General features: G+C 57.1%; 25 protein-coding genes. 7 read left to right on the top strand and 18 right to left on the bottom strand.

Translation table 11 applies throughout. The annotated features are described in order from the left end of the window. Nucleotides 1-73: 73 nt before the first annotated feature. The 10 genes from ACQG22_RS20575 to ACQG22_RS20530 form a co-directional block, all read right to left on the bottom strand. Complete coding sequence (locus ACQG22_RS20575; RefSeq protein ID WP_013098870.1) at nucleotides 74-1,060, bottom strand: glutathione S-transferase family protein; 987 nt, start codon at nucleotides 1,058-1,060, stop codon at nucleotides 74-76. A gap of 72 nt (nucleotides 1,061-1,132) precedes the next feature. Continuing rightward, complete coding sequence (locus ACQG22_RS20570) at nucleotides 1,133-1,525, bottom strand: DoxX family protein (RefSeq protein ID WP_013098869.1); 393 nt, start codon at nucleotides 1,523-1,525, stop codon at nucleotides 1,133-1,135. A gap of 254 nt (nucleotides 1,526-1,779) precedes the next feature. Continuing rightward, the gene (locus tag ACQG22_RS20565; RefSeq protein WP_013098868.1) at nucleotides 1,780-2,076 is read right to left on the bottom strand and encodes a YqjK-like family protein; all 297 of its coding nucleotides are present in this window, start codon (nucleotides 2,074-2,076) and stop codon (nucleotides 1,780-1,782) included. Then, nucleotides 2,073-2,471 (bottom strand): phage holin family protein, encoded by a 399-nt coding sequence (locus ACQG22_RS20560; protein ID WP_013098867.1) that lies wholly within the window; start codon nucleotides 2,469-2,471, stop codon nucleotides 2,073-2,075. The genes ACQG22_RS20565 and ACQG22_RS20560 overlap by 4 nt, the downstream gene beginning before the upstream one ends. 1 nt (nucleotide 2,472) lies before the next feature. After that, entirely contained in the window at nucleotides 2,473-2,778 is a 306-nt protein-coding gene (locus ACQG22_RS20555; RefSeq protein ID WP_013098866.1) for a DUF883 family protein, read from the bottom strand. Between the two features lie 29 nt (nucleotides 2,779-2,807). Then, nucleotides 2,808-3,176 (bottom strand): DUF1090 domain-containing protein, encoded by a 369-nt coding sequence (locus ACQG22_RS20550; RefSeq protein WP_020689388.1) that lies wholly within the window; start codon nucleotides 3,174-3,176, stop codon nucleotides 2,808-2,810. Nucleotides 3,177-3,318: 142 nt separating this feature from the next. Beyond that, a complete protein-coding gene (gene mzrA, locus ACQG22_RS20545; protein ID WP_029883512.1) occupies nucleotides 3,319-3,702 on the bottom strand; it encodes an EnvZ/OmpR regulon moderator MzrA in 384 nt (127 codons plus the stop codon). A gap of 2 nt (nucleotides 3,703-3,704) precedes the next feature. Then, on the bottom strand, nucleotides 3,705-4,367 hold the full coding sequence (gene yqjA, locus ACQG22_RS20540) for a DedA family general envelope maintenance protein YqjA (RefSeq protein WP_013098863.1): 663 nt from the start codon (nucleotides 4,365-4,367) through the stop codon (nucleotides 3,705-3,707). A 343-nt stretch (nucleotides 4,368-4,710) separates the two neighbouring features. Continuing rightward, nucleotides 4,711-5,487, bottom strand: coding sequence for a transcriptional regulator ExuR (exuR, locus tag ACQG22_RS20535; protein WP_013098862.1), 777 nt, complete (start codon nucleotides 5,485-5,487; stop codon nucleotides 4,711-4,713). Nucleotides 5,488-5,628: 141 nt separating this feature from the next. Beyond that, on the bottom strand, nucleotides 5,629-6,927 hold the full coding sequence (locus ACQG22_RS20530; RefSeq protein ID WP_013098861.1) for an MFS transporter: 1,299 nt from the start codon (nucleotides 6,925-6,927) through the stop codon (nucleotides 5,629-5,631). Between the two features lie 473 nt (nucleotides 6,928-7,400). On the opposite strand from ACQG22_RS20530, the gene uxaC reads away from it, so the two are divergent. Both uxaC and ACQG22_RS20520 read left to right on the top strand, forming a co-directional pair. Then, complete coding sequence (gene uxaC / locus ACQG22_RS20525; protein WP_058681005.1) at nucleotides 7,401-8,813, top strand: glucuronate isomerase; 1,413 nt, start codon at nucleotides 7,401-7,403, stop codon at nucleotides 8,811-8,813. A 17-nt stretch (nucleotides 8,814-8,830) separates the two neighbouring features. Then, entirely contained in the window at nucleotides 8,831-10,318 is a 1,488-nt protein-coding gene (locus ACQG22_RS20520; RefSeq protein ID WP_013098859.1) for a UxaA family hydrolase, read from the top strand. Nucleotides 10,319-10,411: 93 nt separating this feature from the next. On the opposite strand, the gene sstT is transcribed toward ACQG22_RS20520, so the two are convergent. The 4 genes from sstT to ACQG22_RS20500 all read right to left on the bottom strand — a co-directional run bounded on the left by sstT (nucleotide 10,412) and on the right by ACQG22_RS20500 (nucleotide 14,653). Beyond that, nucleotides 10,412-11,653 carry a serine/threonine transporter SstT gene (gene sstT / locus ACQG22_RS20515; protein ID WP_013098858.1) on the bottom strand — a complete coding sequence of 414 codons (1,242 nt, stop codon included), beginning with the start codon at nucleotides 11,651-11,653 and terminating at the stop codon, nucleotides 10,412-10,414. A 210-nt stretch (nucleotides 11,654-11,863) separates the two neighbouring features. Continuing rightward, complete coding sequence (locus tag ACQG22_RS20510) at nucleotides 11,864-12,829, bottom strand: TerC family protein (protein ID WP_013098857.1); 966 nt, start codon at nucleotides 12,827-12,829, stop codon at nucleotides 11,864-11,866. Nucleotides 12,830-13,080: 251 nt separating this feature from the next. Further along, on the bottom strand, nucleotides 13,081-14,079 hold the full coding sequence (locus ACQG22_RS20505; protein WP_013098856.1) for a Gfo/Idh/MocA family protein: 999 nt from the start codon (nucleotides 14,077-14,079) through the stop codon (nucleotides 13,081-13,083). A gap of 70 nt (nucleotides 14,080-14,149) precedes the next feature. Continuing rightward, on the bottom strand, nucleotides 14,150-14,653 hold the full coding sequence (locus tag ACQG22_RS20500) for a YgjP-like metallopeptidase domain-containing protein (protein ID WP_369706605.1): 504 nt from the start codon (nucleotides 14,651-14,653) through the stop codon (nucleotides 14,150-14,152). A gap of 84 nt (nucleotides 14,654-14,737) precedes the next feature. Here ACQG22_RS20500 and rlmG point away from each other — a divergent pair, with 84 nt between their 5' ends. After that, nucleotides 14,738-15,874 carry a 23S rRNA (guanine(1835)-N(2))-methyltransferase RlmG gene (gene rlmG, locus ACQG22_RS20495; RefSeq protein WP_058661946.1) on the top strand — a complete coding sequence of 379 codons (1,137 nt, stop codon included), beginning with the start codon at nucleotides 14,738-14,740 and terminating at the stop codon, nucleotides 15,872-15,874. Here the strand turns inward: rlmG and ACQG22_RS20490 are convergent. From ACQG22_RS20490 to lsrR, 4 genes are all read right to left on the bottom strand, one after another. After that, nucleotides 15,871-17,892 carry an NADPH-dependent 2,4-dienoyl-CoA reductase gene (locus ACQG22_RS20490; protein ID WP_058661947.1) on the bottom strand — a complete coding sequence of 674 codons (2,022 nt, stop codon included), beginning with the start codon at nucleotides 17,890-17,892 and terminating at the stop codon, nucleotides 15,871-15,873. The two genes, rlmG and ACQG22_RS20490, sit on opposite strands and share 4 nt — an antisense overlap. A gap of 163 nt (nucleotides 17,893-18,055) precedes the next feature. Then, nucleotides 18,056-19,231 (bottom strand): IS4 family transposase, encoded by a 1,176-nt coding sequence (locus ACQG22_RS20485; RefSeq protein ID WP_038418736.1) that lies wholly within the window; start codon nucleotides 19,229-19,231, stop codon nucleotides 18,056-18,058. Between the two features lie 83 nt (nucleotides 19,232-19,314). Further along, complete coding sequence (gene lsrK, locus ACQG22_RS20480) at nucleotides 19,315-20,907, bottom strand: autoinducer-2 kinase (protein WP_369706779.1); 1,593 nt, start codon at nucleotides 20,905-20,907, stop codon at nucleotides 19,315-19,317. Nucleotides 20,908-20,942: 35 nt separating this feature from the next. Further along, nucleotides 20,943-21,911 carry a transcriptional regulator LsrR gene (gene lsrR, locus ACQG22_RS20475; protein WP_013098851.1) on the bottom strand — a complete coding sequence of 323 codons (969 nt, stop codon included), beginning with the start codon at nucleotides 21,909-21,911 and terminating at the stop codon, nucleotides 20,943-20,945. A gap of 215 nt (nucleotides 21,912-22,126) precedes the next feature. Here lsrR and lsrA point away from each other — a divergent pair, with 215 nt between their 5' ends. The 4 genes from lsrA to lsrB are packed head-to-tail and all read left to right on the top strand — an operon-like array spanning nucleotide 22,127 to nucleotide 26,623. Then, nucleotides 22,127-23,614, top strand: coding sequence for an autoinducer 2 ABC transporter ATP-binding protein LsrA (gene lsrA, locus ACQG22_RS20470; RefSeq protein ID WP_129327549.1), 1,488 nt, complete (start codon nucleotides 22,127-22,129; stop codon nucleotides 23,612-23,614). Beyond that, nucleotides 23,611-24,642, top strand: coding sequence for an autoinducer 2 ABC transporter permease LsrC (gene lsrC / locus ACQG22_RS20465; RefSeq protein WP_129327523.1), 1,032 nt, complete (start codon nucleotides 23,611-23,613; stop codon nucleotides 24,640-24,642). Before lsrA ends, lsrC begins: the two co-directional genes overlap by 4 nt. Continuing rightward, complete coding sequence (gene lsrD / locus ACQG22_RS20460) at nucleotides 24,643-25,620, top strand: autoinducer 2 ABC transporter permease LsrD (protein ID WP_057071600.1); 978 nt, start codon at nucleotides 24,643-24,645, stop codon at nucleotides 25,618-25,620. Nucleotide 25,621: 1 nt separating this feature from the next. Beyond that, complete coding sequence (gene lsrB / locus ACQG22_RS20455) at nucleotides 25,622-26,623, top strand: autoinducer 2 ABC transporter substrate-binding protein LsrB (protein WP_369706778.1); 1,002 nt, start codon at nucleotides 25,622-25,624, stop codon at nucleotides 26,621-26,623.

The following is a 26,623-nucleotide window of genomic DNA, read 5'->3' as shown; positions in this document are numbered from 1 at the left end:
TTTCTAAGCGATCGAGGTAAGGATAGATGGAGATTGTGAATTAAAAAAGGGCATCTCACGATGCCCTTAATATTTATCCAAAACGAACGTCGCGCCCGTGGGGTTCATTCAGATCCTGCCACGGCCCGATGGAGATAATACCCGTCGGGTTAATGGTTTTGTGGCTGCGGAAATAGTGGGTGCGGATATGGTCAAAATCGACCGTTTCGGCAATTCCCGGCATCTGGTAGATGTCGCGCAGGAAACCATACAGGTTCAGATAATCGCTGATGCGGTGTTTGTCACACTTAAAGTGGGTGACATAGACCGGATCAAAACGAACCAGCGTCGTCCAAAGACGGATATCCGCTTCCGTCAGACGATCGCCCGTCAGGTAGCGGTGCTGGCCGAGGATCTGCTCCAGACGCTCAAGAGATTCAAAGACTTTTCCAACCGCTTCGTCGTAGGCTTCCTGGCTGGTGGCAAAACCGGCCTTGTAAACGCCGTTATTAACGTTGTCGTAAATCCAGCTGTTCAGCTCATCGATTTTGTCTCGCAGCTCAACCGGATAGTAATCCCCGGCGCGCGCGCCATGGGCGTCGAAGGCGGTGTTGAACATGCGGATGATCTCCGCAGACTCATTGCTGACAATCGTCTGGTTTTTCTTATCCCACAGAACCGGTACGGTGACGCGCCCGGTGTAGTGCGGGTCGGCGCGCAGATAAAGCTGGTAGAGGAAATCGTGATGATACAGTTCATCACCCGTCACAGCAGGGAAATCATGGTCGAACGTCCAGCCGTTTTCCAGCATTAGCGGGTTCACCACCGACACCGGAATTAAGGATTCGAGGCCTTTCAGCTTGCGCACAATCAGCGTGCGGTGCGCCCACGGGCAGGCGAGGGAAACATAGAGGTGATAACGATCTTTCTCGGCCGCAAAGCCACCTTCGCCACTCGGGCCGGGAGCACCATCGGCGGTAAGCCAGTTACGGAAGGCCGAAACAGAGCGCTTGAAGCGTCCACCGGTGGATTTGGTGTCATACCAGACATCCTGCCAGACGCCGTCTACGAGTTGTCCCATTTTTTTCTCCTCCGTCAGATAGCAAAAGCGAGGAGAGGTCTCCTCGCTTTGTGTTTATTCAGTATAGCGTGCTTACCATTTCTTATTCAGAACGCGGTCGATGCTGTATGCGCCCGGGCCGGTGACAGCCAGCAGCAGGAAGCCACCCGCAATGGTCAGGTTTTTCATGAACATCAGGGAGTTCACGCCTTCAGCAAAGTTGCTGTGGAAGATGAACGCCGTCAGCAGGGTGAAGCCCGCAGTAAACAGCGCCGTGGTACGGGTCAGGAAGCCGAACAGTACCGCCAGGCCGCCGCCGAACTCAAGCAGAATGGTCAGTGGCAGCATGAAGCCCGGAACGCCCATGGCTTCCATATACTGCTGGGTACCCGCATAACCGGTGATTTTGCCCCAACCTGCAACGATGAACAGAATTGGCATCAGAATACGTGCTACCAGTACACCAACATCTTCTAATTTTTTCATTTTACTCTCCAGGAAACCACATCAGCGGCTGAACATTATTTCTCTGCAAATTCGGGTAGATACCGCGTCTTTGCTGTCGATGGAGAGCATCATAAACGTGACGGTTGGCGATTGTTAGCAAGGAAAACTGTCAATCTTTTTCAAAGATATTGAGTAAGGGAGACTGGGGGAATTTTGCCGGGTGGCGCTGCGCTTACCCGGCCTACGATTCAAAAGTAGGCCGGGTAAGGCGTAGCCGCCACCCGGCGAGAAGGCTAGCGAAGCTGCTGCTGGCGAATCGTCGCTTTCACCAAGCGCCAGGCGCTCCAGGCACCAAAGCCGCGTCGGGCCCAACGGATCAGCATATTCGGATGACGGATCGTCCAGATTGCCATCACACTGCTGCCAACCAGAGCCCAGGAACGCAGGCTCAGGAAGGTGTTCCAGCCACGGTCAAACCGACGCGTCGCATCAATCCAGTCGCGGCGGCTGGCAGACAGATCCAGCCGTTGCTGCTGGATCTGACTTAACAGAAAGGCTTTTCGCTTTTCACGTTCGGCTTTATCGCTCACGGTTTGTCATCCTCCAGCAGAGCGCGATCGTTCGCCAGCTCCTGGCGCGTATGGCGCAGGAAAGTGGACTTACGCGCTTTGCGCATCGTCCAGATACCGCCAATCAGTGCTGCAACCAGCAAAACGACGGTGGTGGCAATCATCGCGTTGAGTCGATATTGCGGATCGATGGCCCAGATGATGAGTACCATCAGGCTCATCAGACCAAACGCGGCGAAGAGCATGGTCAGTCCAAGCATCAGCAGCATCTGGAAGAGGTTGGCTTTCTCCTCTTCCAGCTCTACCACTGCCAGCCGGACGCGCGTTTCGGCAATCCCGACCAGCGTCGTTAAGATACGCTGGCCGATGCCGAGGACGTTGTTAGCAGGCCCTTGTGCGTGACGAGGATCTTCCATATCAACGACGCGTCAGCAGTACGCCCAGTACCACACCGATTGCGGCACCAATACCGACACCCGTCCACGGATTATCGCGAACATATTCGTCAGCACGCGCTGCGGCTTCACGTGTCTGTTTTGCCAGCGCATCACCGGTTTCACCCAGGCGATAACGGCTCTCTTTCAGCGCTTGCTCCGCTTTACTGCGCAGTTTGCTGACCTCTTCTTTTGATTTATCGGCGGAGGAGTTCAGCACCTCTTCAAGGGTGTCAGCCAGGGATTTCAGTTCAGCGCGCAGATGTTCAGACGTCGTATCTTTTGACATGATTTTCTCCTGTTGAGATTTCCGTTAACTCAATAATCGCGAGCTTCCAGCGCTTTCAGGTCGTCCTGCGCTTCTTTCAGCTTTCTCTCGCGCTTGGCAATTTTTTCCGCATCCCCTTTCTCTTTCGCTTCCTGCAGGTCGTGACGACGCTCGGCTATCTCGTCCTTCTGTTCAGCGATTTTTTTCTGGTGATCGGCACGCAGTTGGCTGTCTGAACAGTTCGCTTTCACTTCGCTCAGCGCTTTTTTCAGCCCCTCAACACGATGCTGATTGTTGTGCTTTTCGGCATAACCGATCTCACGCTGAATATCCTGCTCTTTCTCCTGACAGAGAGAAGTGGCGAAGGAGGCAGTGCTTAAAGATAAAAGGGCCAAAGCCAGAGTAATGCGGAATTTCATTATCGAAACCTTCCATTGTGTTGCGGCATACGCCGCTATCCAGACTAAGCGGAGAACATTTGAGGGGTGCTCCGCGTACTTAAGCATAGTAAGTAAACGGGGGATTCACCAAAGTGGGTGAAAAGATTCGGAATCCTGGTAATTATCCAAATCGGTGCGACGTATCGCGAATCAGCGACAGCCAGGCCGCTGGACGGCTGTCATCGTCCTGCTGGGCAATGATGTATCCCTGCGGCAGCGTGCGGTCAAGCACCACTTTCGCGGCCGCGCTCTGTGCACGAGAGTCAAACTTGATCAGTAACACATCGTTTTGTGGGGTGATACTTTTAAAGCGGATCCCGTTGGCATCCAGATGGTGCCAGACAGAAAACCCATCCGGTACGCTGACACCCTGATTAACCGGGCGAATGGCCAGCGTAGATTCCTGATGCGAAAGCGCGCTCCAGATCAGAAGCATGGCGCTGATAAGCACCAGGGCGATCAGTGCGTACGCACTACGACGCAGGGAGAGCGCTGATATAACCATGGTTAGCTCCTGGCTCCGTATTTTTTCTTCCACAGGACAACCAGCGAACCGATCAGGCCGAAGACCAGCAGGACGACAGGCAGCAGCATCAGGCATGACATCAGCTGATCTTCATACTTCATGAAGACCGGCGTTTTACCCAGCGCATAGCCCAGCGTGGTGAGGATCAGCACCCACAGCAGGCCGCTCATCCAGTTAAAGAACTGGAAGCGAGTGCTGCTGAGACCTGACAGACCCGCGATGGTCGGCAACAAAGTACGTACAAACGCAATAAAGCGGCCAATCAGCAGTGCGGAAAGACCGTGCTTATGGAAAAGATGGTGCGCCCGCTGGTGATAATGCGCCGGAAGGTGCGAAAGCCAGTTCTGCACGATCCGCGTATTGCCAAGCCATCGTCCCTGGATGTAGCTCACCCAGCAGCCGAGGCTGGCGGCGACGGTCAGTAAAAAAATGGTTTGCGGAAACGCCATCGCCCCTTTGGCACACAGCACGCCGACGAGCACCAGCAAACTGTCGCCGGGCAAAAAGGCCGCAGGCAGCAGACCGTTCTCAAGGAACAGGATCATAAACAGGACAAAATAGAGCATGCCAATCATGGAAGGGTTGGCCAGCGTTTCGAAATCCTGAGCCCAGAGGGCATTCAGTAGTTGGGTCAAAAGTTCCATTCAGTGTTCCTGGAAATCGGTTAACGTCACGCCTGTTATCCGGGACAAACAGCACGGCGACATTGTTGTGATTTCATTATGGTCGCTCGCGGACACATTGCGGTGTGGCCAACACTGTTCCCTGTTAATTGGCTGGTTAGCAAGCACTAACTTACAAAATAAGGAATTGAATCCAATTGTAACAAAGCCCAACGTTCTGCGTCACAGAATTTGCAGGGTGTGATGATTTTGGCGTAAGCCCTGGAAGTGAGCGAGGGGATTTACAAAGGCTGACACTATATATGTTTTGCTTACCCATAAGCGCGGGAAGGCGCAGCGAAGCGCCTGCCAGCACGGAGGCAAACTATTTTGCCTGACTTGACGCGGTATCGAGGTGAACGACAGGATTATCCGCAAAAAGATAACGGTCGGCGTTAAATTCGAAGTCGTCACTGGTCTCATTGAACAGCATCTGCTTGGTGTTCTCGAGGTGCTGCCACATGGCCAGTTTCGCGGCGTGGGGATCTTTACGAATCAGCGCCTTGAGGATTTGGTCGTGATCGTCACACCAGTTATCCACCGTACGTGAATCGATATGATCGTGCAGTTTTTTCCAGTACGGGTTGTGAACGCGCTGAGTCCACATTTTTTCTACAATTGCGGCCAGCGCGGTATTTTGCGTTGCCAGTGCCACCTGAACGTGGAACTGCAGATCCCACTCCGAATCGCGGAAACATTTTTCCTTGCGGGCGTTCTCCTGGATCTCCATCAGTTTCATGATGTCCTGCTTGGTCACCTGAGTTGCCGCAAATTCCGCAATGTTGCTTTCAATGAGCTGGCGGGCCTGGAGCAGCTCAAACGGACCATAGCTGGCAAATTCCAGGCTTTCGTCCGCAACAGGAGAGTGTTTAGGCTGATTAGAAATCACATGAATGCCGGAACCTTTGCGAACCTCAACGTAACCTTCCACTTCGAGCATGATGATCGCTTCGCGCACCACGGTGCGGCTCACGTTTTTTTCATCGGCTATGAAGCGCTCAGCGGGGAGTTTGTCACCGACAAGATAGACCCCTTGCTCGATGCGATCTTTCAGCTCGGCAGCAAGTTGTTGATATAAACGACGTGGTTCGGTGATTTCCATATGCGCTCCAGGCAGGGTACGGCGGATGATTTGTTATACCACTTTTGCATGCCACTCTCCAGATTTTGCCTTTAAAAAAGCCGCCCGGAGGCGGCTGGTTTTATAGCTCGGGTAAGCGCAGCGCCACCCGGCACAGCAATGCTAACTCTGCGTCGCCGGTCCCCCGAGGGACTCTTTCGCCAGTTCGTCGGCAGATTTGCTTTTCAGCACCGTCCAGATAACGACTGCCCCCATCAGGTCGAAGATAGCCAGTACCGCAAACAGCGGGCTGAAACCGATGGTATCCGCCAGCGCACCCACCACCAGCGCAAACAGGGTACTTGCGGTCCAGGCGGCCATCCCGGTCAGGCCGTTGGCCGTTGCCACTTCGTTACGGCCGAACACGTCAGACGAGAGGGTAATCAGCGCACCGGATAACGACTGGTGTGCAAAACCACCGATGCACAGCAGGGCGATAGCCACGTACGGGCTGGTGAACAGGCCGATCATCCCCGGGCCAATCATCAGCAGCGCGCCCATGGTCACGACCATCTTACGGGAAACAATCAGGTTCACCCCAAACCAGCGCTGGAACAGTGGCGGCAGGTAACCACCCACGATACAGCCCAGGTCAGCGAACAGCATGGGCATCCAGGCGAACATGGCGATCTCTTTCAGGTTAAAGCCATAGACCTTAAACATGAACAGTGGGATCCAGGCGTTAAAGGTGCCCCAGGCCGGTTCAGCCAGGAAGCGTGGCAGCGCGATACCCCAGAACTGACGGGTCCCCAGGATCTGCCAGACGGACATTTTTTTGCCGTTGTTGGTCTGGTGCTGCGCTTCCTGACCGCCAATGATGTACTCGCGTTCTTCTTCAGACAGTTTTTTCTGGTCACGCGGGTGTTTATAGAACACCAGCCACGCCATGGCCCAGGCAAAGCTCAGTACGCCAGAGATAATAAACGCCATCTGCCAGCTGTGCATGACGATGGCCCACACCACCAGAGGAGGGGCAATCATCGCCCCGATGGACGAGCCGACGTTGAAGTAACCGACCGCAATAGAACGCTCTTTTGCCGGGAACCACTCAGAGCTGGCTTTCAGCCCTGCCGGGATCATCGCCGCTTCCGCCGCACCTACCGCGCCGCGTGCCAGCGCCAGGCCACCCCAGCTGCCTGCCAGCGCCGTTGCACCGCAGAACACCGCCCAGGCGATGGCGAAGAAGGCATAACCGATTTTGGTACCGAGAATGTCCAGCACATAGCCTGCAACAGGCTGCATGATGGTATAAGCCGCGGAGTAGGCGGCAATGATGTAGGAGTATTGCTGCGTGGAGATGTGCAGCTCTTCCATCAACGTGGGCGCGGCGGCTGCCACGGTGTTACGCGTCAGGTAGCCCAGCACGGTGCCGAGCGTCACCAGTGCGATCATATACCAACGTAACCCTTTAATTTTACGCATCTAAAACCTCATCGTTATGTTATTTCCGTGCCAGGGCACGGCAACCTCTCACCGGTTTGGGGGAGGGCTGTGTAACGGGAGGGGCGTAACCGGGAGAACGTCCCGGAACGGCCCGAACCTTGCCATAAATAAGCGTGCATAAGTCGGTTTCCGTACCGTTAAATCCGATGTCTGACACCGGTAATGCATTCCGTCGGCTGCGTGTTTGCGACGGCGAAAAGATAACTTGTCATACAACTTTAAAAGGTGAGTGACATCACAAATGTATGATTCTTTGTAGGGGCATTATCTGGCGCAGGCGAAGCCAGTCCTGACGCGGTCTGCAGAAGGGTTTACCTCATTCGGGGTAATTTTTTTGTCCAGGTTTATTGATCCAACTCACGAAAAAAACCTCAGGCTCTGGAAATTGGTGTGATAACTTTGCAGCATCTGAACATAAGCTTTCTGCCGCTCCCGTTACGAGGAAGACGATAATGACACCGTTTATGACCGACGATTTTCTGTTAGACACTGAATTTGCCCGCCGCCTGTATCACGACTACGCAAAAGACCAGCCCATTTTTGATTACCACTGCCATTTACCGCCGCAGCAGGTTGCCGACAATTACCGTTTTAAAAACCTGTATGACATCTGGCTGAAGGGCGATCACTATAAATGGCGCGCCATGCGCACCAACGGCGTCGCTGAACGCCTGTGTACCGGCGACGCAAGCGACCGCGAGAAATTTGATGCCTGGGCGGCTACCGTGCCGCAGACCATCGGTAACCCGCTCTATCACTGGACGCACCTCGAACTGCGCCGTCCGTTTGGCATTACCGGTAAGCTGCTTTCACCGGCTACGGCGGATGAGATCTGGGAGCAGTGCAACGACTTGCTGGCACAGGATAACTTCTCCGCGCGCGGCATCATGAAGCAGATGAACGTGAAGATGGTGGGCACCACCGACGACCCGATCGACTCGCTTGAACATCACGCGGTCATTGCAAAAGACACCGCGTTTGATATCAAAGTGCTGCCAAGCTGGCGTCCGGATAAAGCCTTTAACATCGAACTCGACACTTTTAGCGACTATATGGTGAAGCTGGGCGAGGTTTCTGACACCGACATCCGTCGTTTTGCGGACCTGCAGAGCGCGTTGATCAAACGTCTGGATCACTTTACGGCACACGGCTGTAAAGTCTCTGACCATGCGCTGGATGTGGTGCTGTTTGCAGAATCTAACGAAGCCGAGCTGGATAGCATTCTGGCGCGCCGTCTCTCCGGTGAAGCCCTGAACGAACATGAAGTCGCCCAGTTCAAAACTGCGGTACTGGTCTTCCTTGGCGCTGAATATGCCCGTCGCGGCTGGGTGCAGCAGTACCACATTGGCGCGCTGCGTAATAACAACCAGCGTCAGTTCAAACTGCTGGGCGCGGACGTGGGCTTTGACTCCATCAACGACCGTCCGCTGGCCGAAGCGCTCTCTAAACTGCTGAGCAAACAGAACGAGCAAAATCTGCTACCCAAAACCATTCTCTACTGCCTGAACCCGCGCGATAACGAAGTGCTGGGCACCATGATCGGCAACTTCCAGGGGGAAGGGATGCCGGGCAAGATGCAGTTCGGCTCCGGCTGGTGGTTCAATGACCAGAAAGATGGCATGGAGCGTCAGATGACGCAGCTGGCGCAGTTGGGTCTGTTAAGCCGCTTTGTCGGCATGCTGACCGACAGCCGCAGTTTCCTCTCCTACACCCGCCACGAATACTTCCGCCGCATTCTGTGCCAGATGATTGGCCGCTGGGTGCACGCGGGCGAAGCACCGGCGGATATCCAGCTGCTCGGCGAGATGGTGAGAAACATCTGCTTTAACAATGCGCGTGACTACTTCGCCATTGAACTGAACTAAGCCCGTTTGAGGTTGATATGCACTACATCAAAATCCATTCGCTGGATAACGTCGGCGTCGCGCTGGCAGATCTGACCGAAGGAACAGAGGTCACTTTCGGTAATCAATCGGTCACGTTGCGCCAGGCCATTGGACGTGGACATAAGTTTGCCCTGATCCCCATTATGAAAGGGGAGAACGTGGTGAAGTACGGTTTACCGATTGGCCATGCGCTGGCGGATATTGCGCCGGGTGAATACATTCATTCCCACAATACCCGCACCAATCTGAGCGATCTGGACGAGTACAGCTATCAACCTGATTTCCATGCGCAAGAGGAGCAGGCGGCAGATCGTGAGGTGCAGATCTACCGCCGCGCCAACGGTGAGGTAGGGATCCGCAACGAACTCTGGATCCTCCCGACAGTCGGTTGCGTGAACGGGATCGCGCGTCAAATCCAGACGCGTTTCCTGAAAGAGACTCACGATGCCGAAGGCATTGACGGCGTGCACCTGTTCAGCCACACCTACGGCTGTTCACAGCTGGGTGACGATCACATCAACACCCGTACCATGCTGCAAAACATGGTGCGTCATCCGAACGCGGGGGCGGTGCTGGTGATTGGCCTGGGCTGCGAGAACAACCAGGTGGATGCCTTCCGGGAGACGCTGGGCGAGTTTGACCCTGAGCGCGTGCACTTTATGGTGTGTCAGCATCAGGATGATGAAGTGGAAGCGGGCGTTGAGCAACTGCACCAGCTGTATGAGGCGATGCGTCACGATAAACGTGAGCCGGGCAAGCTGAGCGAGCTTAAGTTTGGGCTGGAGTGTGGTGGCTCGGACGGTCTTTCCGGCATCACCGCGAACCCGATGCTGGGCCGCTTCTCGGACTATGTGATCGCCAACGGGGGAACGACGGTGCTGACGGAAGTGCCGGAGATGTTCGGTGCCGAGCGTATCCTGATGAGCCACTGCCGTGATGAAGCGACGTTTGAGAAAACGGTCACCATGGTGAATGATTTCAAACAGTACTTCATCGCTCATAACCAGCCGATTTATGAGAACCCGTCGCCGGGTAACAAAGCGGGTGGGATCACCACGCTTGAAGAGAAGTCACTGGGTTGTACCCAGAAAGCGGGCGCCAGCCAGGTGGTGGATGTCCTGCGCTACGGCGAACGCCTGAAAACCCACGGACTGAATCTGCTGAGCGCCCCGGGGAACGATGCGGTTGCCACCAGCGCGCTGGCCGGTGCCGGCTGCCACATGGTGTTGTTCAGCACCGGCCGCGGTACGCCGTACGGCGGGTTTGTCCCGACGGTCAAAATTGCCACCAACAGTGAACTGGCGGCGAAGAAAAAGCACTGGATCGACTTTGATGCCGGTCAGCTCATTCACGGTAAAGCAATGCCTGAATTGCTGACGGAGTTTGTGGACAGTATTGTGGAATTTGCCAACGGCAAGCAGACCTGCAACGAGAAAAACGACTTCCGTGAGCTGGCGATCTTTAAGAGTGGGGTGACGTTGTAAGTTGGGTGCGGGCTGGTGCCCTCACCCTGACCCTCTCCCACGGGAGAGGGGACAAACACTAAAAACGGCAACCTCAGGGTTGCCGTTTTGCTGTTAACCTCGTAATGCGTTCTTCGCTAAACGCGCATCTTCCGCCTGACAGGCCGCAGCGGTGAACAGCACGTCGGTAGAAGAGTTCAGCGCCGTCTCACAGGAATCCTGCAGCACGCCGATAATGAAGCCGACTGCGACCACCTGCATGGCAATTTCGTTCGGAATACCAAACATATTGCACGCCAGCGGGATCAACAGCAGAGAGCCGCCCGCCACGCCGGATGCGCCACAGGCACACAGCGAGGCCACCACGCTCAACAGCAGCGCCGTAGGCAGATCCACCGCGATACCCAGCGTATGCACTGCCGCCAGAGTCAGCACGGTGACGGTGATCGCCGCGCCCGCCATGTTCACGGTTGCACCCAGCGGGATCGACACGGAGTAAGTATCACGATCCAGATTCAGTTTTTCCGCCAGCGCCATGTTAACCGGAATGTTAGCTGCAGAGCTGCGGGTAAAGAAGGCGTACACGCCGCTTTCACGCAGGCAGGTCATTACCAGTGGATACGGGTTGCGGCGGATCTGCCAGAACACCAGCAGGGGGTTAACTACCAGCGCCACCAGCAGCATGCAGCCAACCAGGACGATCAGCAGCTGGGCGTAGCCCCACAGCGCGTCAAAACCGGTGGTTGCCAGCGTAGAGGAGACCAGACCAAAAATACCGATTGGGGCGAAGCGAATAACGATTTTCACCATGAAGGTCACGGCGTTCGAGACATCGTTAACCAGGTTTTTCGTGGTCTCATTACCATGACGCAGCGCGAAGCCCAGCCCAATTGCCCAGACCAGGATGCCAATGTAGTTTGCGTTCATCAGCGCCGTGATTGGGTTAGAGACCATGCTCATCAGCAGGCCACGCAGCACTTCCACAATCCCGGATGGCGGCGTGACATCACCGGCCGCGCTGGTCAGGTGCAGCGTAGACGGGAACAGGAAGCTAAATACCACGGCGGTTAATGCAGCGGAGAAGGTGCCCAGAAGATACAGGAACAGGATCGGCCGAATGTTGGTTTTTTGTCCGTGTTGGTGGTTGGCAATCGACGCCATGACCAGCATCAGAACCAGTACCGGTGCCACGGCTTTCAGTGCGCCAACGAAAAGGGTTCCAAGCAGCCCCGTGGCTTCTGCAGCAGGTTTTGACACCATTGCCAGCAGAATACCCAGTACCAACCCGACCAGAATTTGTTTTACAAGGCTGCCCTGCGCCAGGCGCGCGAACAGACCGCGTGATTGTGTGCTCATACGTTATTCCTGAGTGAAATTGCGTTCCATCCTGGCTGTGCTCTAAGGCACATTTATGTCCGGATGTAAGTATTTGTTTGCCTGGTTGAGTATCAGGGAAAGCGAGGAAAGGCGGAAGAGTAAAATGCTGGATTTTACGTGTTGCGTCATGTTTTTTAACTATTGATTAACGAAAGTGCCGGGTGGCGCTGCGCCACCCGGCAAAACGCACTACGCCTGCTGCTTTTTATCGTGCTGGCGGTTAACCCAGGTATTGATAATCAGCGTTACCAGCAGAATGCCAAACACCACGCCGAGCGAGATGGCAATCGGGATATGGTAGAAATCGACAATCAGCATCTTGATACCGATAAACACCAGGATCACCGACAGACCGTACTTCAGCATTGAGAAGCGCTCAGCCGCGCCTGCCAGCAGGAAATACATCGCACGCAGACCGAGAATAGCGAACAGGTTAGAGGTCAGCACAATGAACGGGTCGGTAGTGACGGCGAAGATAGCCGGGATACTGTCCACGGCGAAGATCACATCGCTCAGCTCCACCAGAATCAGCACCAGCAGCAGCGGGGTGGCGAACAGCAGGCCATTCTTGCGGACAAAGAAATGCTCGCTCTCGATTTTGTCCGTCATGCGCAGATGACCACGGATCCACTTCACCAGCGGCTTATCACCAATACCGGTTTCGTCTTCTTTCGCCAGCGCCATTTTAACCCCGGTGAACAGCAGGAACGCGCCAAAGACGTACAGCAGCCATTCGAACTGGGTTATCAGCCAGCTTCCGGCGAAGATCATGATGGTACGCAGGACGATTGCCCCCAGCACGCCGTAAACCAGCACGCGACGCTGCAGGGCAGCAGGCACGGCAAAGTAGCTGAACAGCATCAGCCAGACGAAGACGTTATCAACCGCCAGCGCTTTTTCAATCAGATAACCGGTGAGGAAGGCGAGCGCCTGAGGATCAGCCACCGCACGGCCTTCGGTCGAGGCCAGATACCACCAGAAGGCGGCGCAGAAAAGGAGTGAGAGGGATACCCACACCAGCGACCAGACGGCGGCTTGCTTGACGCTCATACCGTGCTCGCCGCGACGGCCCTGCAAAAAGAGGTCGATTGCCAGCATGATGAGCACGACAACCGCGAATCCGCCCCACAACATTGGAGTGCCGACAGAATGCATACTATTTTCCTTACACATAAAAAACAAAAACGGCCATGGTCAGAAGACGATAGCCGTTAGCTTTTTATGCATAGACCTCGCCTTCCGGCAAGGTCTCACTTACAACCACGAAGGTTGCCCGGCGACCGGATGCGGTTTTGCACGCATCGTAATGACGATCCACCGGCAAGGAAGTTACTCCCCTTTGCTCGTAACAAAATATGTCAGACCATCAGTTTCGTCAATGGTCCTCAGCCATTCATTACACAGCTTTACGCGATAGCTTCTGTGCTCACGCCGTCAGCCGGGAAAACCACGCCGGTCTGGCGACGGATTTCCGTTTGCAGCTTCGCCGTGGTGCGGCTTATCGCAAGCCCCGGGTGATTCACTTCGTTGTCTTCCACCAGACGGGCGAAGACCTCTGCCTCATAGAGCATAGTGTTAATATGCTGAGGCTGCGTCAGCTCCTGCGCTTTACCGCCGCGTGGCACAAAGCTCAGCTTCTGGCATTCGGAGATCTTCTCGATAACCAGCGATCCGTTTTCACCCTGAATTTCACTTGGCAGGACGGAGTCACTCACTTTGGAGTGCTGCAGCGTGACGCTGAAATCACCGTAATCCAGCACCACGACACCGTGCGCATCCACACCGCTCTCCAGCAGGCTGGCAGTGGCCGTTACGCCGTGCGGCTCGCCCCACAGGGCAACCGCAGAGGCCAGACAATAGAAACCGATGTCCATAATCGAGCCGTTGGAGAAGGCCGGATTAAAGGTGTTCGGGTTTTCGCCGTCCAGATAACGCTGGTAGCGCGACGAGTACTGGCAGTAGTTAATAAAGGCTTTGCGCACTTTGCCCACCTTCGGCAAAGACTGCTGTAGCAGCAGGAAGTTCGGCAGGCTGGCGGTTTTGAACGCTTCGAACAGCACCACCTGGTTGTCGCGGGCGCACTGAATGGCGGCTTCCACTTCCTCGATATTCGAGGCCAACGGCTTCTCGCAAATGACATGTTTTTTGTGGCTGAGGAAGAGCCGGGTTTGCGGGAAGTGCAGGGCGTTCGGGCTGGCGATATAGACCGCGTCAATGGCGTCGCTTTGCGCCATCTCATCAAGCGAGGTGAACAGATGTTCAACCAGATAATCGTTCGCGAAGGCCTGCGCCTGTTCAAGGCTGCGGGAATAGACGGCGGTGAGCTTAAGTTTGCCGGTTTCGTGGGCGGCGTCGACGAACTGGCGCGTGATCCAGTTCGTACCAATGACTGCGAAACGTATCATAAACGTTTACGTACTCCATAGCGGGGAACCTTTAGCCACTGTAGCACGTGATTGTTGCAAAACCAGTGCGCTACTGCGCATTACTCTTTAACGATAAATGCGTAAGCCACAAACGGGTATCAAACTCCAGCTGATGGTACTGTGGCTCCATATGGCAGCACAGGGAATAGAACGCCTTGTCATGCTCTTTTTCCTTCAGGTGCGCCAGCTCGTGCACCACGATCATCCGCAGAAAGGCTTCCGGTGCGTTGCGAAAGACGGTGGCGACGCGGATCTCGGCTTTTGCTTTTAGCTTACCGCCCTGTACGCGTGAAATGGCCGTATGCAGGCCGAGCGCGTTTTTCAGCACGTGGATCTTGTTGTCGTACATCACTTTATTGATGGGTGGTGCACTCTTCAGATACCGGTTTTTGAGATCCTGCGTATACTGCCAGAGGGCCTTATCGGTCGCGACATCGTGCGTGCCGGGATAACGTTTTTCCAGCTCCGCCCCCAGTTTTTGCTCGGCAATTAACGTGCGTACCTGGGAGAGCAAATGCTCCGGGTAGCCCTGGAGATAAGTCAGCTGGTTCATCAAAACCCCAAAATAAGTTGAAAACGGGTATACTCACGCACCCTTTTCAGGGATAACGCCAAATTTTACCATTCAGGAGGGCCGATGAGCCACTTAGACAACGGTTTCCGTTCACTCAACCTTAAACGTTTCCCGGAGACGGACGACGTTAACCCGCTTCAGGCGTGGGAAGCGGCGGATGAATATCTGCTGCAACAGTTGGATGACACTGAAATTCGCGGCCCGGTTCTGATCCTGAATGATGCCTTCGGAGCGCTGGGCTGCGCCCTGGCGGCGCACACGCCTTACAGCATTGGCGATTCATACTTAAGCGAGCTGGCGACGCGTGAAAATCTGCGTCACAACGATCTCGATGAATCCAGCGTGAAGTTCCTCGACAGCACCGCAGACTACCCGCAGGCGCCGGGCGTGGTGCTGATCAAAGTGCCAAAAACCATGGCGTTGCTGGAGCAGCAACTGCGTGCATTACGGAAAGTCGTCACGCCAGAGACGCGCATCATCGCGGGCGCGAAGGCGCGTGATATTCATACCTCAACGCTGGATCTGTTCGAGAAAGTGCTGGGCCCGACCACCACCACGCTGGCCTGGAAAAAAGCGCGCCTGATCAACTGTACCTTCAGCGCGCCGGAACTGGCTGACGCGCCAGAGACGCTGAGCTGGAAGATGGAAGGTACCGACTGGACCATCCACAACCATGCGAACGTCTTCTCACGTACCGGCCTTGATATCGGCGCACGTTTCTTTATTGAACATCTGCCGGAAAATCTGGAAGGGGAGATTGTGGATCTCGGCTGCGGTAACGGCGTGATTGGCCTGACGCTGCTGGCAAAGAACCCACAAGTCAGCGTGGTCTTCAGCGACGAATCGCCAATGGCGGTGGCGTCGAGCCGTCTGAACGTGGAAACCAACATGCCAGAGGCGCTGGATCGCTGTGAGTTTATGATCAATAACGCGCTGTCCGGCGTAGAGCCTTTCCGCTTCAACGCCGTGTTCTGCAACCCACCGTTCCACCAGAAGCACGCCCTGACGGATAACGTCGCGTGGGAGATGTTCCACCATGCGCGCCGCTGCCTGAAAATCAACGGCGAGCTGTATATTGTGGCGAACCGTCACCTGGACTACTTCCACAAGCTGAAGAAGATTTTCGGTAACTGCGTCACCATCGCCACCAACAACAAGTTCGTGGTGCTGAAAGCGGTGAAGCTGGGACGTCGTCGCTAAATAACCAGTGCAAGCTGGGTGCCCTGCGCAATGGCCCGCCGCGCATCCAGCTCCATCGCCACATCGCACCCGCCGATCAAATGTACCGTTTTACCTGCCTCACGCAGCGGATCCGCCAGATCGCGCTTTGGCTCCTGCCCGGCACATAAAATCACATGATCCACGCGCAGCAGCTGTGGCTCATCGCCGATCGTGACGTGCAGGCCGTCGTCGTCGATCTTCTGATAGCTCACCGCCGGGATCATCTTCACGCCGCGCGAAAGCAGGGTGGCGCGGTGGATCCAGCCGGTTGTTTTCCCCAGTCCTTCACCCGGCTTACTCGCTTTGCGCTGCAGCATGACGATCTGCCGTGGGCTTTTTGGCAGCTGTGGCCCTTCCGGGCGCAGGCCGCCGGACTGGCTCAGGCTGGTGTCGATGCCCCATTCCACGCAAAATTCGGCAATGTTCTGGCTGGTGGCCTCGCCTGGCTGGCTTAAATACATGGCGGTATCAAAGCCGATCCCACCGCAGCCGATAATGGCGACGTTTTCCCCAACCGGCGCTTTATCGCGCAGCACATCGAGATAGCTCAGCACCTTAGGATGATCGATACCCTCGATCGCAGGCGTGCGCGGGGCGATCCCGCTCGCCAGGATCACCTCGTCGTAATCCAGCAGATCTGGCGCACTTACCCACTGGTTGAGCCGCAGATCCACACCCGTGAGCTCGATCATCCGGCGGTAGTAGCGCAGCGTTTCATAGAACTCCTCTTTGCCGGGGATCTGTTTGGCAATATTAAACTGCCCGCCAATTTCGCCTGCGGCATCGAACAGCGTCACGCTGTGCCCGCGCGACGCCGCATTTACCGCAAACGCCAGCCCCGCGGGGCCCGCCCCGACAACCGCCAGGCGTTTTGATTTGTCTACCGGGAGCACCGGCATTTTGGTTTCATGGCAGGCGCGGGGGTTAACCAGGCAGGAGGTCACTTTCCCGACGAAGATCTGATCCAGACAGGCCTGATTACAGCCGATGCAGGTGTTGATCTCATCCGCACGCCCGCTTTGCGCTTTGGAAAGCAGTTCTGCATCTGCCAGGAACGGACGCGCCATCGACACCATATCGGCATCGCCGCGTGAGATGACATCATCCGCCACCTGCGGATCGTTAATACGGTTAGTGGTCACCAGCGGAACAGACACTTTGCCTTTCAGCTTGCGCGTAACCCAGGTGAATGCCGCGCGCGGTACCGGCGTGGCGATAGTCGGGATACGCGCCTCGTGCCAGCCAATCCCGGTATTGATGAGGGTAGCACCGGCGGCTTCAATCGCCTGCGCTAGCTGGACGGTCTCGTCAAACGTCCCGCCGCCTTCCACCAGATCCAGCATCGACAGGCGGAAGATGATAATAAAGTCAGCGCCCGCACGTTCGCGCACGGCGCGTACCACTTCGACGGCAAAGCGCATACGTCGCGCATAATCGCCGCCCCATTCGTCGTCACGCTGGTTAGTGCGGGCGGCGAGGAATTCGTTAATCAGATAGCCCTCGGAGCCCATTACCTCGACGCCGTCATAGCCCGCTTCACGCGCCAGCGCCGCACAGCGGGCGAAGTCGTCAATCAGCACCAGCACTTCATCGTGGCTGAGGGCATGCGGCTTGAAGCGGTTAATCGGTGCCTGAATGGCCGACGGTGCCACCAGATTGGGCTGATAGCTATAACGCCCGGTATGCAGGATTTGCAGGGCAATTTTACCGCCTTCGCTGTGAACGGCATCGGTCACAATGCGATGGTGCGGCAGTTGTGACGCATCGTTAAGCACCGCTCCGCCTTCCATCCCCACGCCTGATGGCGCGGGAGCCACACCCCCGGTGACGATCAGCGCCACCCCGTGGCGCGCGCGTTCGGCATAAAAGGCCGCCAGACGCTCGGCCCCGTCCGGATGCTCCTCCAGCCCGGTATGCATTGAGCCCATCAACACGCGGTTTTTGAGCGTTGTGAACCCCAGATCGAGGGGGGCGAATAGCGACGGGTAGCGGCTCATAGTCTCTTCCAGTGTAAAATTATTGTTATGTGGTCGGATGAGTTACTAATTTAGCCAGCAGAAAGTAAAAGGGAAAAGGGGAATGCAGTGATTGTGATGGGATTCAAATAATGCCCTCACCCTAACCCTCTCCCACAGGGCTGAGGGATCCCCAGTAATATGGTCATGCAACCATGACCATATTACTGTACTCTTTTCCCAGCTTTTTCATCTCGTTAACTATATTCAGCCGTCTCACTTTCCCGGGCTCATGCCGGATGACTTCTTCTGCCAGACTCAGGTATGACAGAACCCGTCTGTGCCTGATGCTGCTTGCCTGATAGTGCCAGTGTAAACACTGCCTTTCTGCCCTGTAACCTGCCAGCCACATCACCAGGCTTGCCATTGCCGCGACCATATTCAGCACTTCCAGTCGCCCTTTTCCCTGACTCCGGCTCAGCCTCAGACCGAACCCGAAGCGTGGACTTTTGTCGTCCCGGAAGTTTTGTTCTATCTGCATTCTGCGGCTGTACAGGGCCATTATCTGGTGCGGCTCCAGTCCCTCTGCATTACTGAACAGCAGCCAGGGCTCCCGCGCGCTACTGCGGTGTTCCCGCTGTGTTTTCGGCATCCCCCCTTTTCCCTGACGCCCTGCGTCAGGGCGCTTATGCAGATAGAACCGGCCGTAACAGGGCGTTCGTGGTTTACGGGACAGGACACCGTAACCCACGCAGACCGGTTGTCCGGTAGCCTCAAGCTCACTGATTTTCATCCATTTTTTATCTCCGTCCAGCCGGAAGCTGATGCAGCCCCTGACCCTGCCGGTGAAGCTCCAGCCCAGCTGGCTGACATGCCGGAACCAGTCTGTCCGGAAGCCTGCATCCGTAATGATGGTGACGGCTTTATCTTTCGGGATGGCATCATGCAGGCGGTCAAGGAAGCGGCACTGTACATCGCTGTTCTGCGCCAGCTCTGCGGGGACAACCTCACTCATAAGCGGCAGTGAGCGACCATTACAGACCAGGCTTGCCCGCAGAAGATACCAGTTCCTGTCATGCCAGCCTGTCCAGTCGACAGCAATCACACAGAAGGGCATCAGGGAGGTGATGGTATGTGTGAGCAGGTGCTGAATACGGGGAATATCCCGGTGAAGGGCGGTATTACCCAGGGCACGGTCAACACGTTTAATTTTATTTTTGACGTGCGCCCTGCCGGGAAGAGTGCGACCAAGGCTGGTCAGGGTCAGATCCGCACCGTGCGTGAGGGCAACGGCCATGGAAACAAGGACATTAATCCGGAAGCTGTGAACGTCCGGTAAAGACGCGGAGAAAAATTTCTGGCAGACTGTCTGTAAAGGCACGATGAGGTCTCTTCTGATTTGTTAGCGCAACCAGTAGATCACACTTCATCGTGCTTTTCATTTTTCTGGGGAACCCTCAGCCCTTAGGGAGAGGGGCGGGGTGAGGGGGAACGCACCAGCCCCGGTGCCTGCCACATTGACGTCGTCAGCCCGCTGTCCACCAGACCGAGCTGGTCGGCGTACACCGCCTGCCACTTCTGCATCATGCCATCGTACAGCGCCCGGTGCTGGGGGTTCGGGGTAAACTCGCGGCTCCATTTCACCAGCCGCTCGCCGGTGGTGGCCATATCCGCAAACAGTCCGGCCCCGGCTCCGGCGGCAATGGCGCAACCCAGCGCCGTCGCCTCTTTCACTTCCGGTACGCGCACCAGCAAACCGGTGACGTCACTTAAAATCTGGCTCCATAGCGCCCCCTTCGAACCGCCTCCGGCAAACACCAGGCTCTCGAAGTTAACGCCGGAGAAACGTGAGATTTGCGCCAGGTTGCAGGCCGAGACAATCGCCGCGTTCTCTTCCAGCGCGCGGAACAGCGTCGCTTTGTTGCACTTTTCCGGGTCGATGGAGAGGTTAATAAACGACGGGGCGGCGTGGTACCACTGCTTAAAATGCATCGCGTCGGAGAAGATGGGCATCACGCCATGCGAACCCGCGGGCACCCGGCTCGCCATCTCCTCGAGCAGGGAATAGGTGTCCATCCCCATACGTTCGGCGATCAGCTTCTCTTCTGCGCAGAAGGCGTCGCGGAACCAGCGCATGGTCAGGCCGGTGAAGAAGCTGATCGACTCCGCCTGCGCCATACCGGGGATAACGTGTGGGTTCACGCGAATATTCATCTCAGGATCGGTGCGCACCTGCGGCAGATTGACCACCTGCTGCCAGAAGGTACCACCCAGCACCGCCGTTTGCCCGGCGCGGACCACGCCCAGCCCCAGACAGCCCAGCTGCACGTCGCCTCCGCCCATCACCACAGGGGTGCCTTCACGCAGGCCGCTCTGCTGCGCGGCCTCTTTAGTGATAGCGCCCAGCACGGTGCCGGTCTCTTTCACCGGAGAGAGGATATCGGCGCGCAGCCCGGCCATATCCAGCAGTGCTGGCCGCCAGTCGCGGGAGAAGAGATCCAGCATCCCCGTAGTGCCCGCATTTGATGGATCGACCGCCAGCTCGCCGGAGAGCTTCGCCGCCAGCCAGTCGCTGATCATGGTAATAGTGGCAGCCTTGCGATAGATATCCGGGCGATGGTGCGCCAGCCACAGCAGACGCGGCATGGCGCTCAGGGCCAGGGTCTGGCCGGAAACGTCGTACACTTCGGATTCAAACTGGTTGTCGTGGATCTCTTTGAGTTCGGCCACCTCGCGGCTGGCGCGGGCGTCGACGTTGGCGCAGGCCCAGATGGCCTCACCGTTGCGGTCATACAGCACGATCCCTTCGCGCATGGAGCAGCAGGCGACGGACTGGATATCCGCCGCGCTCAGGTGCGCGCGATCCAGCGCCTGGTGGATGCACTGGCAGGTGAGCCGCCAGTTGGTATTGAGGTCGAACTCCATCGAGCCCGGCACATTTTCCACGCTCAGGTGCTGCCACTCGGCCTGACCCACGGCAACCTGGTTGCCCAGCAGATCGAAAATAACGGCACGCACGCTGCCTGTCCCTGCATCTAACGCTAAAAGGTAACTCATGAGTTTGCCTCGTTGTTAGCGCAGGGCTTACCCCGTTACGTCAGGGCCAGCACCGCGCGGGCTGTTGTCTCTTCCGTCACCAGGCCATTGATACGGCGACCTTTCAGTGCGGCGTAAATCGCATCGGCTTTCTCAACACCGCCAGCCACGCCGACGATGGTAGGTAACTGCGCCAGTTCATCAAGCGTGACGCCCAGCAGTTCTTTATGGATCTCCAGCTCCTCAACGCACTCTCCTTCGGCAGTGAGGAAATAACCGAGAATGTCGCCGACCGCCCCTTTACGGGCATACATCAGCTGTTCACCTTCGCTGATGTAGCCTGAGCGCAATATCGTTGCATCACGACGCTGGTTCACGGACCCAATCCCGACCACCGCCACGTCGGCGGCCGTTGCGGCGAGGATCACGTCCCGCACGCTGGTTTCACGTTTTAAGATCCCGGCCACCTCGGCGGAGGAGACGCGAAGCGGGGCGGGGATCATGCTGACGCTGCATGCCGCGTCCAGCTGGCCGATACCGGTCATATAGGGCCCCACGCCGCCGGAGAGCGTCACCAGGCGGATCTGCTGCGAGCTGATAAAGCCGCTTAAATGTTGCAGGCTGCTCATGGTGGTTTCACCAAATCCCACCGCTAACAGCTGGCCGGGTTCCAGCACGCCCATTAACGACTGCGCGGCACCAATGCCTAACCGCACGTTCATTGGCGGGGTATTCAGTGCTGGCAGTACGCGCACCAGCTTTAGCCCAAAGCGCTGCTGCAGTTCGGTTTCCAGTGCCAGACAGCCCTCATAGCGGGAGTTGATCTGCACGCGGATCACCCCTGACTGGCGACCTTTCTCCAGCAGGCGAGAGATCTTCAGGCGCGGCAGGCCGAGCCGTTCGCCAATGTCGTTTTGCGTCAATCCGTCGTGGTAGTAACACCAGGCCACGCGGGCAACCAGCTCCTCTTCCGCCAGTGCCAGCCCGGCAAACCGACCTTCTTCCGCAGTGCGTTTATCGCTCATAATTGAACTCTTATAAAAATTTAGATCATATGTTCGTGACGGCGCAGGTCGAAAGTGTGAGCCACGCGGCAAAACGGATCATTTAGATAGTTTCTTTCTCAGATGGATCTTAATCGATAAAACTGTGATCCCTGCACGGTTGTAAATATAGTTCACCGTCTACGCTTTTGAACATTATTAAATCTAAAAATCATTTGTTCAATAGCGGAGCGATGATGACCCCACTTATCGAAGCACGAGCCATCTGCAAGCAGTTTTCCGGGGTGCCGGTTTTGAAAGGCATTGATTTCACGCTGCTTGCGGGCCAGGTGCATGCGCTGATGGGCGGGAACGGCGCGGGTAAATCGACGCTGATGAAGATCATCGCCGGGGTGGAGACGCCGGACAGCGGTGAACTTTCCGTAGCAGGTCATTCATATGCGCGGCTCACGCCCGTGCAGGCCCATAAGTTAGGTATCTATCTGGTGCCTCAGGAACCGCTCCTGTTCCCCAATCTGACGGTGCGGGAAAACATCCTTTTCCGCCTGCCGCGTGAACGGGAAAGAGAGAATCGGCTGACGGAGAAGCTGCAGCAGCTGCAGTGCCAGCTAAATCTCGACGCCACCGCCAGCACGCTGGAAGTGGCGGATCAGCAGATGGTGGAGATCCTGCGCGGTCTGATGCGTAACGCAACGATCCTGATCCTCGACGAGCCCACGGCCTCCCTTACGCCGGGTGAAACCGAACGTCTGTTTCGCCAGATCCGCGCCCTGCAGGATCTGGGCGTCGGCATCGTCTTTATCTCGCATAAATTGCCGGAGATCCGCCAGCTGGCAAGCCACGTCTCGGTGATGCGCGACGGTGCCGTAGTGCTCAGCGGGGAAACCGCGCAGTTCGACGATAACGCGCTGATTGCCGCCATGACGCCGGTGAGCCGGGAGAAAGGCTTAAGCGATGCGCAAAAACTGTGGCTGGCGCTGCCAGGAAACCGTCGCACCCAGCCGCAGGATTTTCCGGTATTGCGCGTGGACGATCTTACCGGGGAGGGGTTTATCGATCTCTCGCTTGAGATCTATGCAGGCGAGATCGTCGGTCTGGCCGGGCTGGTCGGATCCGGGCGCACCGAATTTGCCGAGACGCTCTACGGCCTGCGTCCGGTGCGTGGCGGACGGGTCTGGCTGGAGAATCAGGAGATCACTCACGAGAGTGTGGGCGCCCGGCTGGACAAAGGCCTGGTTTATCTGCCGGAAGACAGGCAGGTGTCCGGCCTGTTCCTGGATGCACCCATCCGCTGGAACACCGTGGCGCTGAACGAGCCGTCTCTCTGGCAGCAGCGCAAGCGGGAGTCCGCGGTGGTGGAGCGTTACCACCGTGCGCTGGGGATCAAACTCAACCATGCGGATCAAACCGTGCGCACCCTCTCCGGCGGGAATCAGCAGAAAGTGCTGCTGGCCCGCTGTCTGGAAGCCAACCCGTTACTGCTGATCGTCGATGAACCGACGCGCGGCGTGGACGTGTCGGCACGTGCCGATATCTACCAGCTCATCAAAAGCGTGGCCGCGCAGAACGTGGCAGTGCTGATGATCTCAAGCGATCTCGATGAGTTTCCTGGCCTTGCCGATCGCGTGCTGGTCATGCACCAGGGCGTGCTCAGCGGCGAGTTGCCGCGCCATGCCGTCAGCCTCGAGCGGATGATGGCGCTGGCGTTCGGAGGACAATCATGAAGACGTTACTGAAAAACCGCGAGCTGAGCGCGTTTCTCGCCATTCTGGCGCTGTTTGCCGTGCTGGTGGCGCTTAATCCGGCGTACCTGAGCCTTCAGACGCTGGGGATGATCTTCGCCAGCGCGCAAATCCTGATCCTGCTGGCGCTTGGCGCCGCGCTGGTGATGCTGACCCGCAATATTGACGTCTCCGTGGGCTCCACCGTGGGGCTCTCCGCCATCGCCGTCGGCGTGGCGCTGAACAATGGCTACAGCCTGCCGGTATCGATGCTGTTCGCGCTGTCTGTCGGCGCGCTGGCAGGGGCGTTCAACGGGTTTCTGGTGGTGGCGCTGCGCATCCCGGCGATTGTCGCCACCCTCGGCACGCTGGGGCTGTATCGCGGGGCGATGCTGCTCTGGACCGGTGGAAAGTGGATTGAAGGGTTACCGCCGGGGCTGAAATCCCTCTCTGAACCCGTAGCCGTGGGCATTTCGCCGCTCGGCATGGTGGTGCTGTTTTTGGCCGCCATCGGCGCGTGGGCGCTCTCGCGTACCGCGTTTGGACGCGATTTCTATGCCGTGGGCGATAACCTTGCCGCCGCGCGCCAGCTGGGCGTGGCGGTTAACCGCACGCGGATGATCGCCTTTACTCTCAACGGCATGCTGGCGGCCTGCGCCGGGATTGTCTTTGCCGCGCAGATTGGCTTTGTGCCAAACCAGACCGGGAGCGGGCTGGAGATGAAAGCCATCGCCGCCTGCGTGCTCGGCGGCATTTCGCTGCTGGGCGGGACGGGCACGCTGATTGGCGCACTGCTTGGGGCCTTTTTCCTGACGCAAATCGACACCGTACTGGTGCTGTTTAAGCTCCCGGCGTGGTGGAATGACTTTATCGCCGGGCTGGTGCTGCTGGGCGTGCTGGTGCTCGACGGGCGTCTGCGCCAGGCGCTGGCGCGTCATCAGCGGGCGCTGAAATACGGTCGCTTCCAGCCGGGTAACAGAGGGGGAAAGCATGTCACCCCATTTCCCAAACGCAAAAAAGAGGTGGCGTAAATGAAGCTTAACTGGGAAAGCGCGCTGTTGATCTTACTGGTGCTGGAGATCCTGCTCTTTGGCGCCATCAACCCGCGGATGCTCGACATCAACATGCTGCTGTTCAGCACCAGCGATTTTATCTGCATCGGCATTGTGGCGCTGCCGCTGACGCTGGTGATTATCAGCGGCGGGATCGATATCTCCCTCGGTTCAACCATTGGCCTGTGCGCCATTGCGCTGGGGGTGATGATGCAATCGGGCTGGCCGATGGCGGTCGCCATTCCTCTGACGCTGCTGCTGGGCCTGCTGTGCGGGCTGGTGAATGCGGCGCTGATCCACTACACGGGTATCAGCCCTTTAGTTATCACTCTCGGCACGCTCTACCTCTACGGCGGCGGGGCGCTGCTGCTCTCCGGCATGGCGGGCGCGACGGGCTATGAGGGCATCGGCGGCTTCCCGGACAGCTTTACCGCGTTCGCTAACCTGACCGTGTCAGGTCTGCCCATTCCGCTGGTGCTGTTTGCGCTCATTACGCTCTTCTTCTGGCTGATTACCCACCGCGGGCGCTTTGGGCGGCATCTGTTCTTAATCGGCCAGAACCCGCGCGCCGCGCGCTATGCGGCGCTGTCGGTTAACGGCATGCCCTACGCGCTGTATGGCCTGGTGGGCATCGCCTCGGCCATTGCCGCGCTGGTGATGGTCTCCTATTTCGGTTCCGCGCGCTCGGATCTGGGGCGCGATCTGCTGATGCCTGCCCTCACCGCTGCCGTACTCGGCGGGGCGAATATTTATGGTGGGTCAGGTTCGGTTATCGGTACGGCACTGGCAGCGCTGCTGGTGGGGTACCTGCAGCAGGGGTTACAGATGGTCGGCATACCCAACCAGGTGTCGAGCGCGCTGTCAGGGGCGCTGTTGGTTGTGGTGGTGATGGGACGTTCGCTGAGTCTGCACCGTGAATGGGTGCGTTCTCTCTTTAGAAAACTATCCGGAGCGTAAGATGAAAACAAAACTGATAGTCCTGGCAATGGCCCTCAGCTTCGCCTCGGCGCAGGCGGCGGACCGCATCGCCTTTATCCCGAAGCTGGTGGGGGTGGGCTTCTTCACCAGCGGCGGCAATGGCGCGAAAGAGGCGGGGAAAGACCTCGGCGTGGACGTCACTTACGACGGCCCCACCGAGCCGAGCGTCTCCGGCCAGGTGCAGCTCATCAATAACTTCGTCAATCAGGGCTATAACGCCATTATTGTCTCCGCCGTGTCGCCGGAAGGCCTCTGCCCGGCGCTGAAGCGCGCCATGCAGCGCGGCGTCAAAGTGCTGACCTGGGATTCCGACACCAAACCGGAGTGCCGCAGCATTTACATCAACCAGGGTACCCCGGAGCAGCTCGGTGGCCTGCTGGTGGAGATGGCCGGGAAGCAGGTGACAAAACCGAATGCCAAAGTGGCGTTCTTCTACTCCAGCCCGACCGTCACCGACCAGAACCAGTGGGTGAAAGAGGCGAAGGCCAAAATCGAAAAAGATCATCCCCAGTGGCAGATTGTGACCACCCAGTTTGGCTATAACGACGCCACCAAATCCCTGCAAACCGCCGAAGGGATCTTAAAAGCGTACCCGGATCTGGATGCGATCATCGCCCCGGATGCCAACGCTCTGCCTGCCGCGGCGCAGGCGGCGGAAAACCTGAAGCGGGAAGGGGTGGCGATTGTCGGATTCAGTACGCCTAACGTCATGCGTCCGTACGTCGAGCGCGGCACGGTTAAAGCCTTCGGCCTGTGGGATGTGGTGCAACAGGGCAAAATTGCGGTCAATGTCGCCGATCGTTTGTTGAAAAAAGGCGATCTTAACGTCGGCGACAGCGTGGAGGTAAAAGATATCGGTACGCTGAAGGTCGAGCCGAACAGCGTCCAGGGCTACCAGTATGAAGCAAAAGGCAACGGCATCGTGCTGCTGCCAGAGCGCGTGGTGTTCACCAAAGAGAACATCAACAAATACGATTTCTGA

The organism is Enterobacter cloacae complex sp. 309I3, assembly GCF_050031595.1.
Taxonomy (GTDB): domain Bacteria; phylum Pseudomonadota; class Gammaproteobacteria; order Enterobacterales; family Enterobacteriaceae; genus Enterobacter; species Enterobacter cloacae.
Note: the sequence above shows the minus strand (reverse complement) of the source record. Positions and strands in the feature narration are given on the sequence as shown.

Excerpts from the sequence above, each read along its gene's own strand:
- ACQG22_RS20570 (WP_013098869.1), bottom strand. The coding sequence starts at position 1,525 with ATGAAAAAATTAGAAGATGTTGGTGTACTGGTAGCACGTATTCTGATG.
- lsrA (WP_129327549.1), top strand. The coding sequence starts at position 22,127 with ATGACCCCACTTATCGAAGCACGAGCCATCTGCAAGCAGTTTTCCGGG.
- rlmG (WP_058661946.1), top strand. The coding sequence starts at position 14,738 with ATGAGCCACTTAGACAACGGTTTCCGTTCACTCAACCTTAAACGTTTC.
- mzrA (WP_029883512.1), bottom strand. The coding sequence starts at position 3,702 with ATGGTTATATCAGCGCTCTCCCTGCGTCGTAGTGCGTACGCACTGATC.
- lsrR (WP_013098851.1), bottom strand. The coding sequence starts at position 21,911 with ATGAGCGATAAACGCACTGCGGAAGAAGGTCGGTTTGCCGGGCTGGCA.
- lsrD (WP_057071600.1), top strand. The coding sequence starts at position 24,643 with ATGAAGCTTAACTGGGAAAGCGCGCTGTTGATCTTACTGGTGCTGGAG.
- yqjA (WP_013098863.1), bottom strand. The coding sequence starts at position 4,367 with ATGGAACTTTTGACCCAACTACTGAATGCCCTCTGGGCTCAGGATTTC.
- exuR (WP_013098862.1), bottom strand. The coding sequence starts at position 5,487 with ATGGAAATCACCGAACCACGTCGTTTATATCAACAACTTGCTGCCGAG.
- ACQG22_RS20550 (WP_020689388.1), bottom strand. The coding sequence starts at position 3,176 with ATGAAATTCCGCATTACTCTGGCTTTGGCCCTTTTATCTTTAAGCACT.
- ACQG22_RS20505 (WP_013098856.1), bottom strand. The coding sequence starts at position 14,079 with ATGATACGTTTCGCAGTCATTGGTACGAACTGGATCACGCGCCAGTTC.
- ACQG22_RS20500 (WP_369706605.1), bottom strand. The coding sequence starts at position 14,653 with ATGAACCAGCTGACTTATCTCCAGGGCTACCCGGAGCATTTGCTCTCC.
- ACQG22_RS20520 (WP_013098859.1), top strand. The coding sequence starts at position 8,831 with ATGCACTACATCAAAATCCATTCGCTGGATAACGTCGGCGTCGCGCTG.
- ACQG22_RS20530 (WP_013098861.1), bottom strand. The coding sequence starts at position 6,927 with ATGCGTAAAATTAAAGGGTTACGTTGGTATATGATCGCACTGGTGACG.
- lsrB (WP_369706778.1), top strand. The coding sequence starts at position 25,622 with ATGAAAACAAAACTGATAGTCCTGGCAATGGCCCTCAGCTTCGCCTCG.
- ACQG22_RS20560 (WP_013098867.1), bottom strand. The coding sequence starts at position 2,471 with ATGGAAGATCCTCGTCACGCACAAGGGCCTGCTAACAACGTCCTCGGC.
- ACQG22_RS20490 (WP_058661947.1), bottom strand. The coding sequence starts at position 17,892 with ATGAGCCGCTACCCGTCGCTATTCGCCCCCCTCGATCTGGGGTTCACA.
- ACQG22_RS20510 (WP_013098857.1), bottom strand. The coding sequence starts at position 12,829 with ATGCATTCTGTCGGCACTCCAATGTTGTGGGGCGGATTCGCGGTTGTC.
- uxaC (WP_058681005.1), top strand. The coding sequence starts at position 7,401 with ATGACACCGTTTATGACCGACGATTTTCTGTTAGACACTGAATTTGCC.
- sstT (WP_013098858.1), bottom strand. The coding sequence starts at position 11,653 with ATGAGCACACAATCACGCGGTCTGTTCGCGCGCCTGGCGCAGGGCAGC.
- lsrC (WP_129327523.1), top strand. The coding sequence starts at position 23,611 with ATGAAGACGTTACTGAAAAACCGCGAGCTGAGCGCGTTTCTCGCCATT.
- lsrK (WP_369706779.1), bottom strand. The coding sequence starts at position 20,907 with ATGAGTTACCTTTTAGCGTTAGATGCAGGGACAGGCAGCGTGCGTGCC.
- ACQG22_RS20555 (WP_013098866.1), bottom strand. The coding sequence starts at position 2,778 with ATGTCAAAAGATACGACGTCTGAACATCTGCGCGCTGAACTGAAATCC.
- ACQG22_RS20575 (WP_013098870.1), bottom strand. The coding sequence starts at position 1,060 with ATGGGACAACTCGTAGACGGCGTCTGGCAGGATGTCTGGTATGACACC.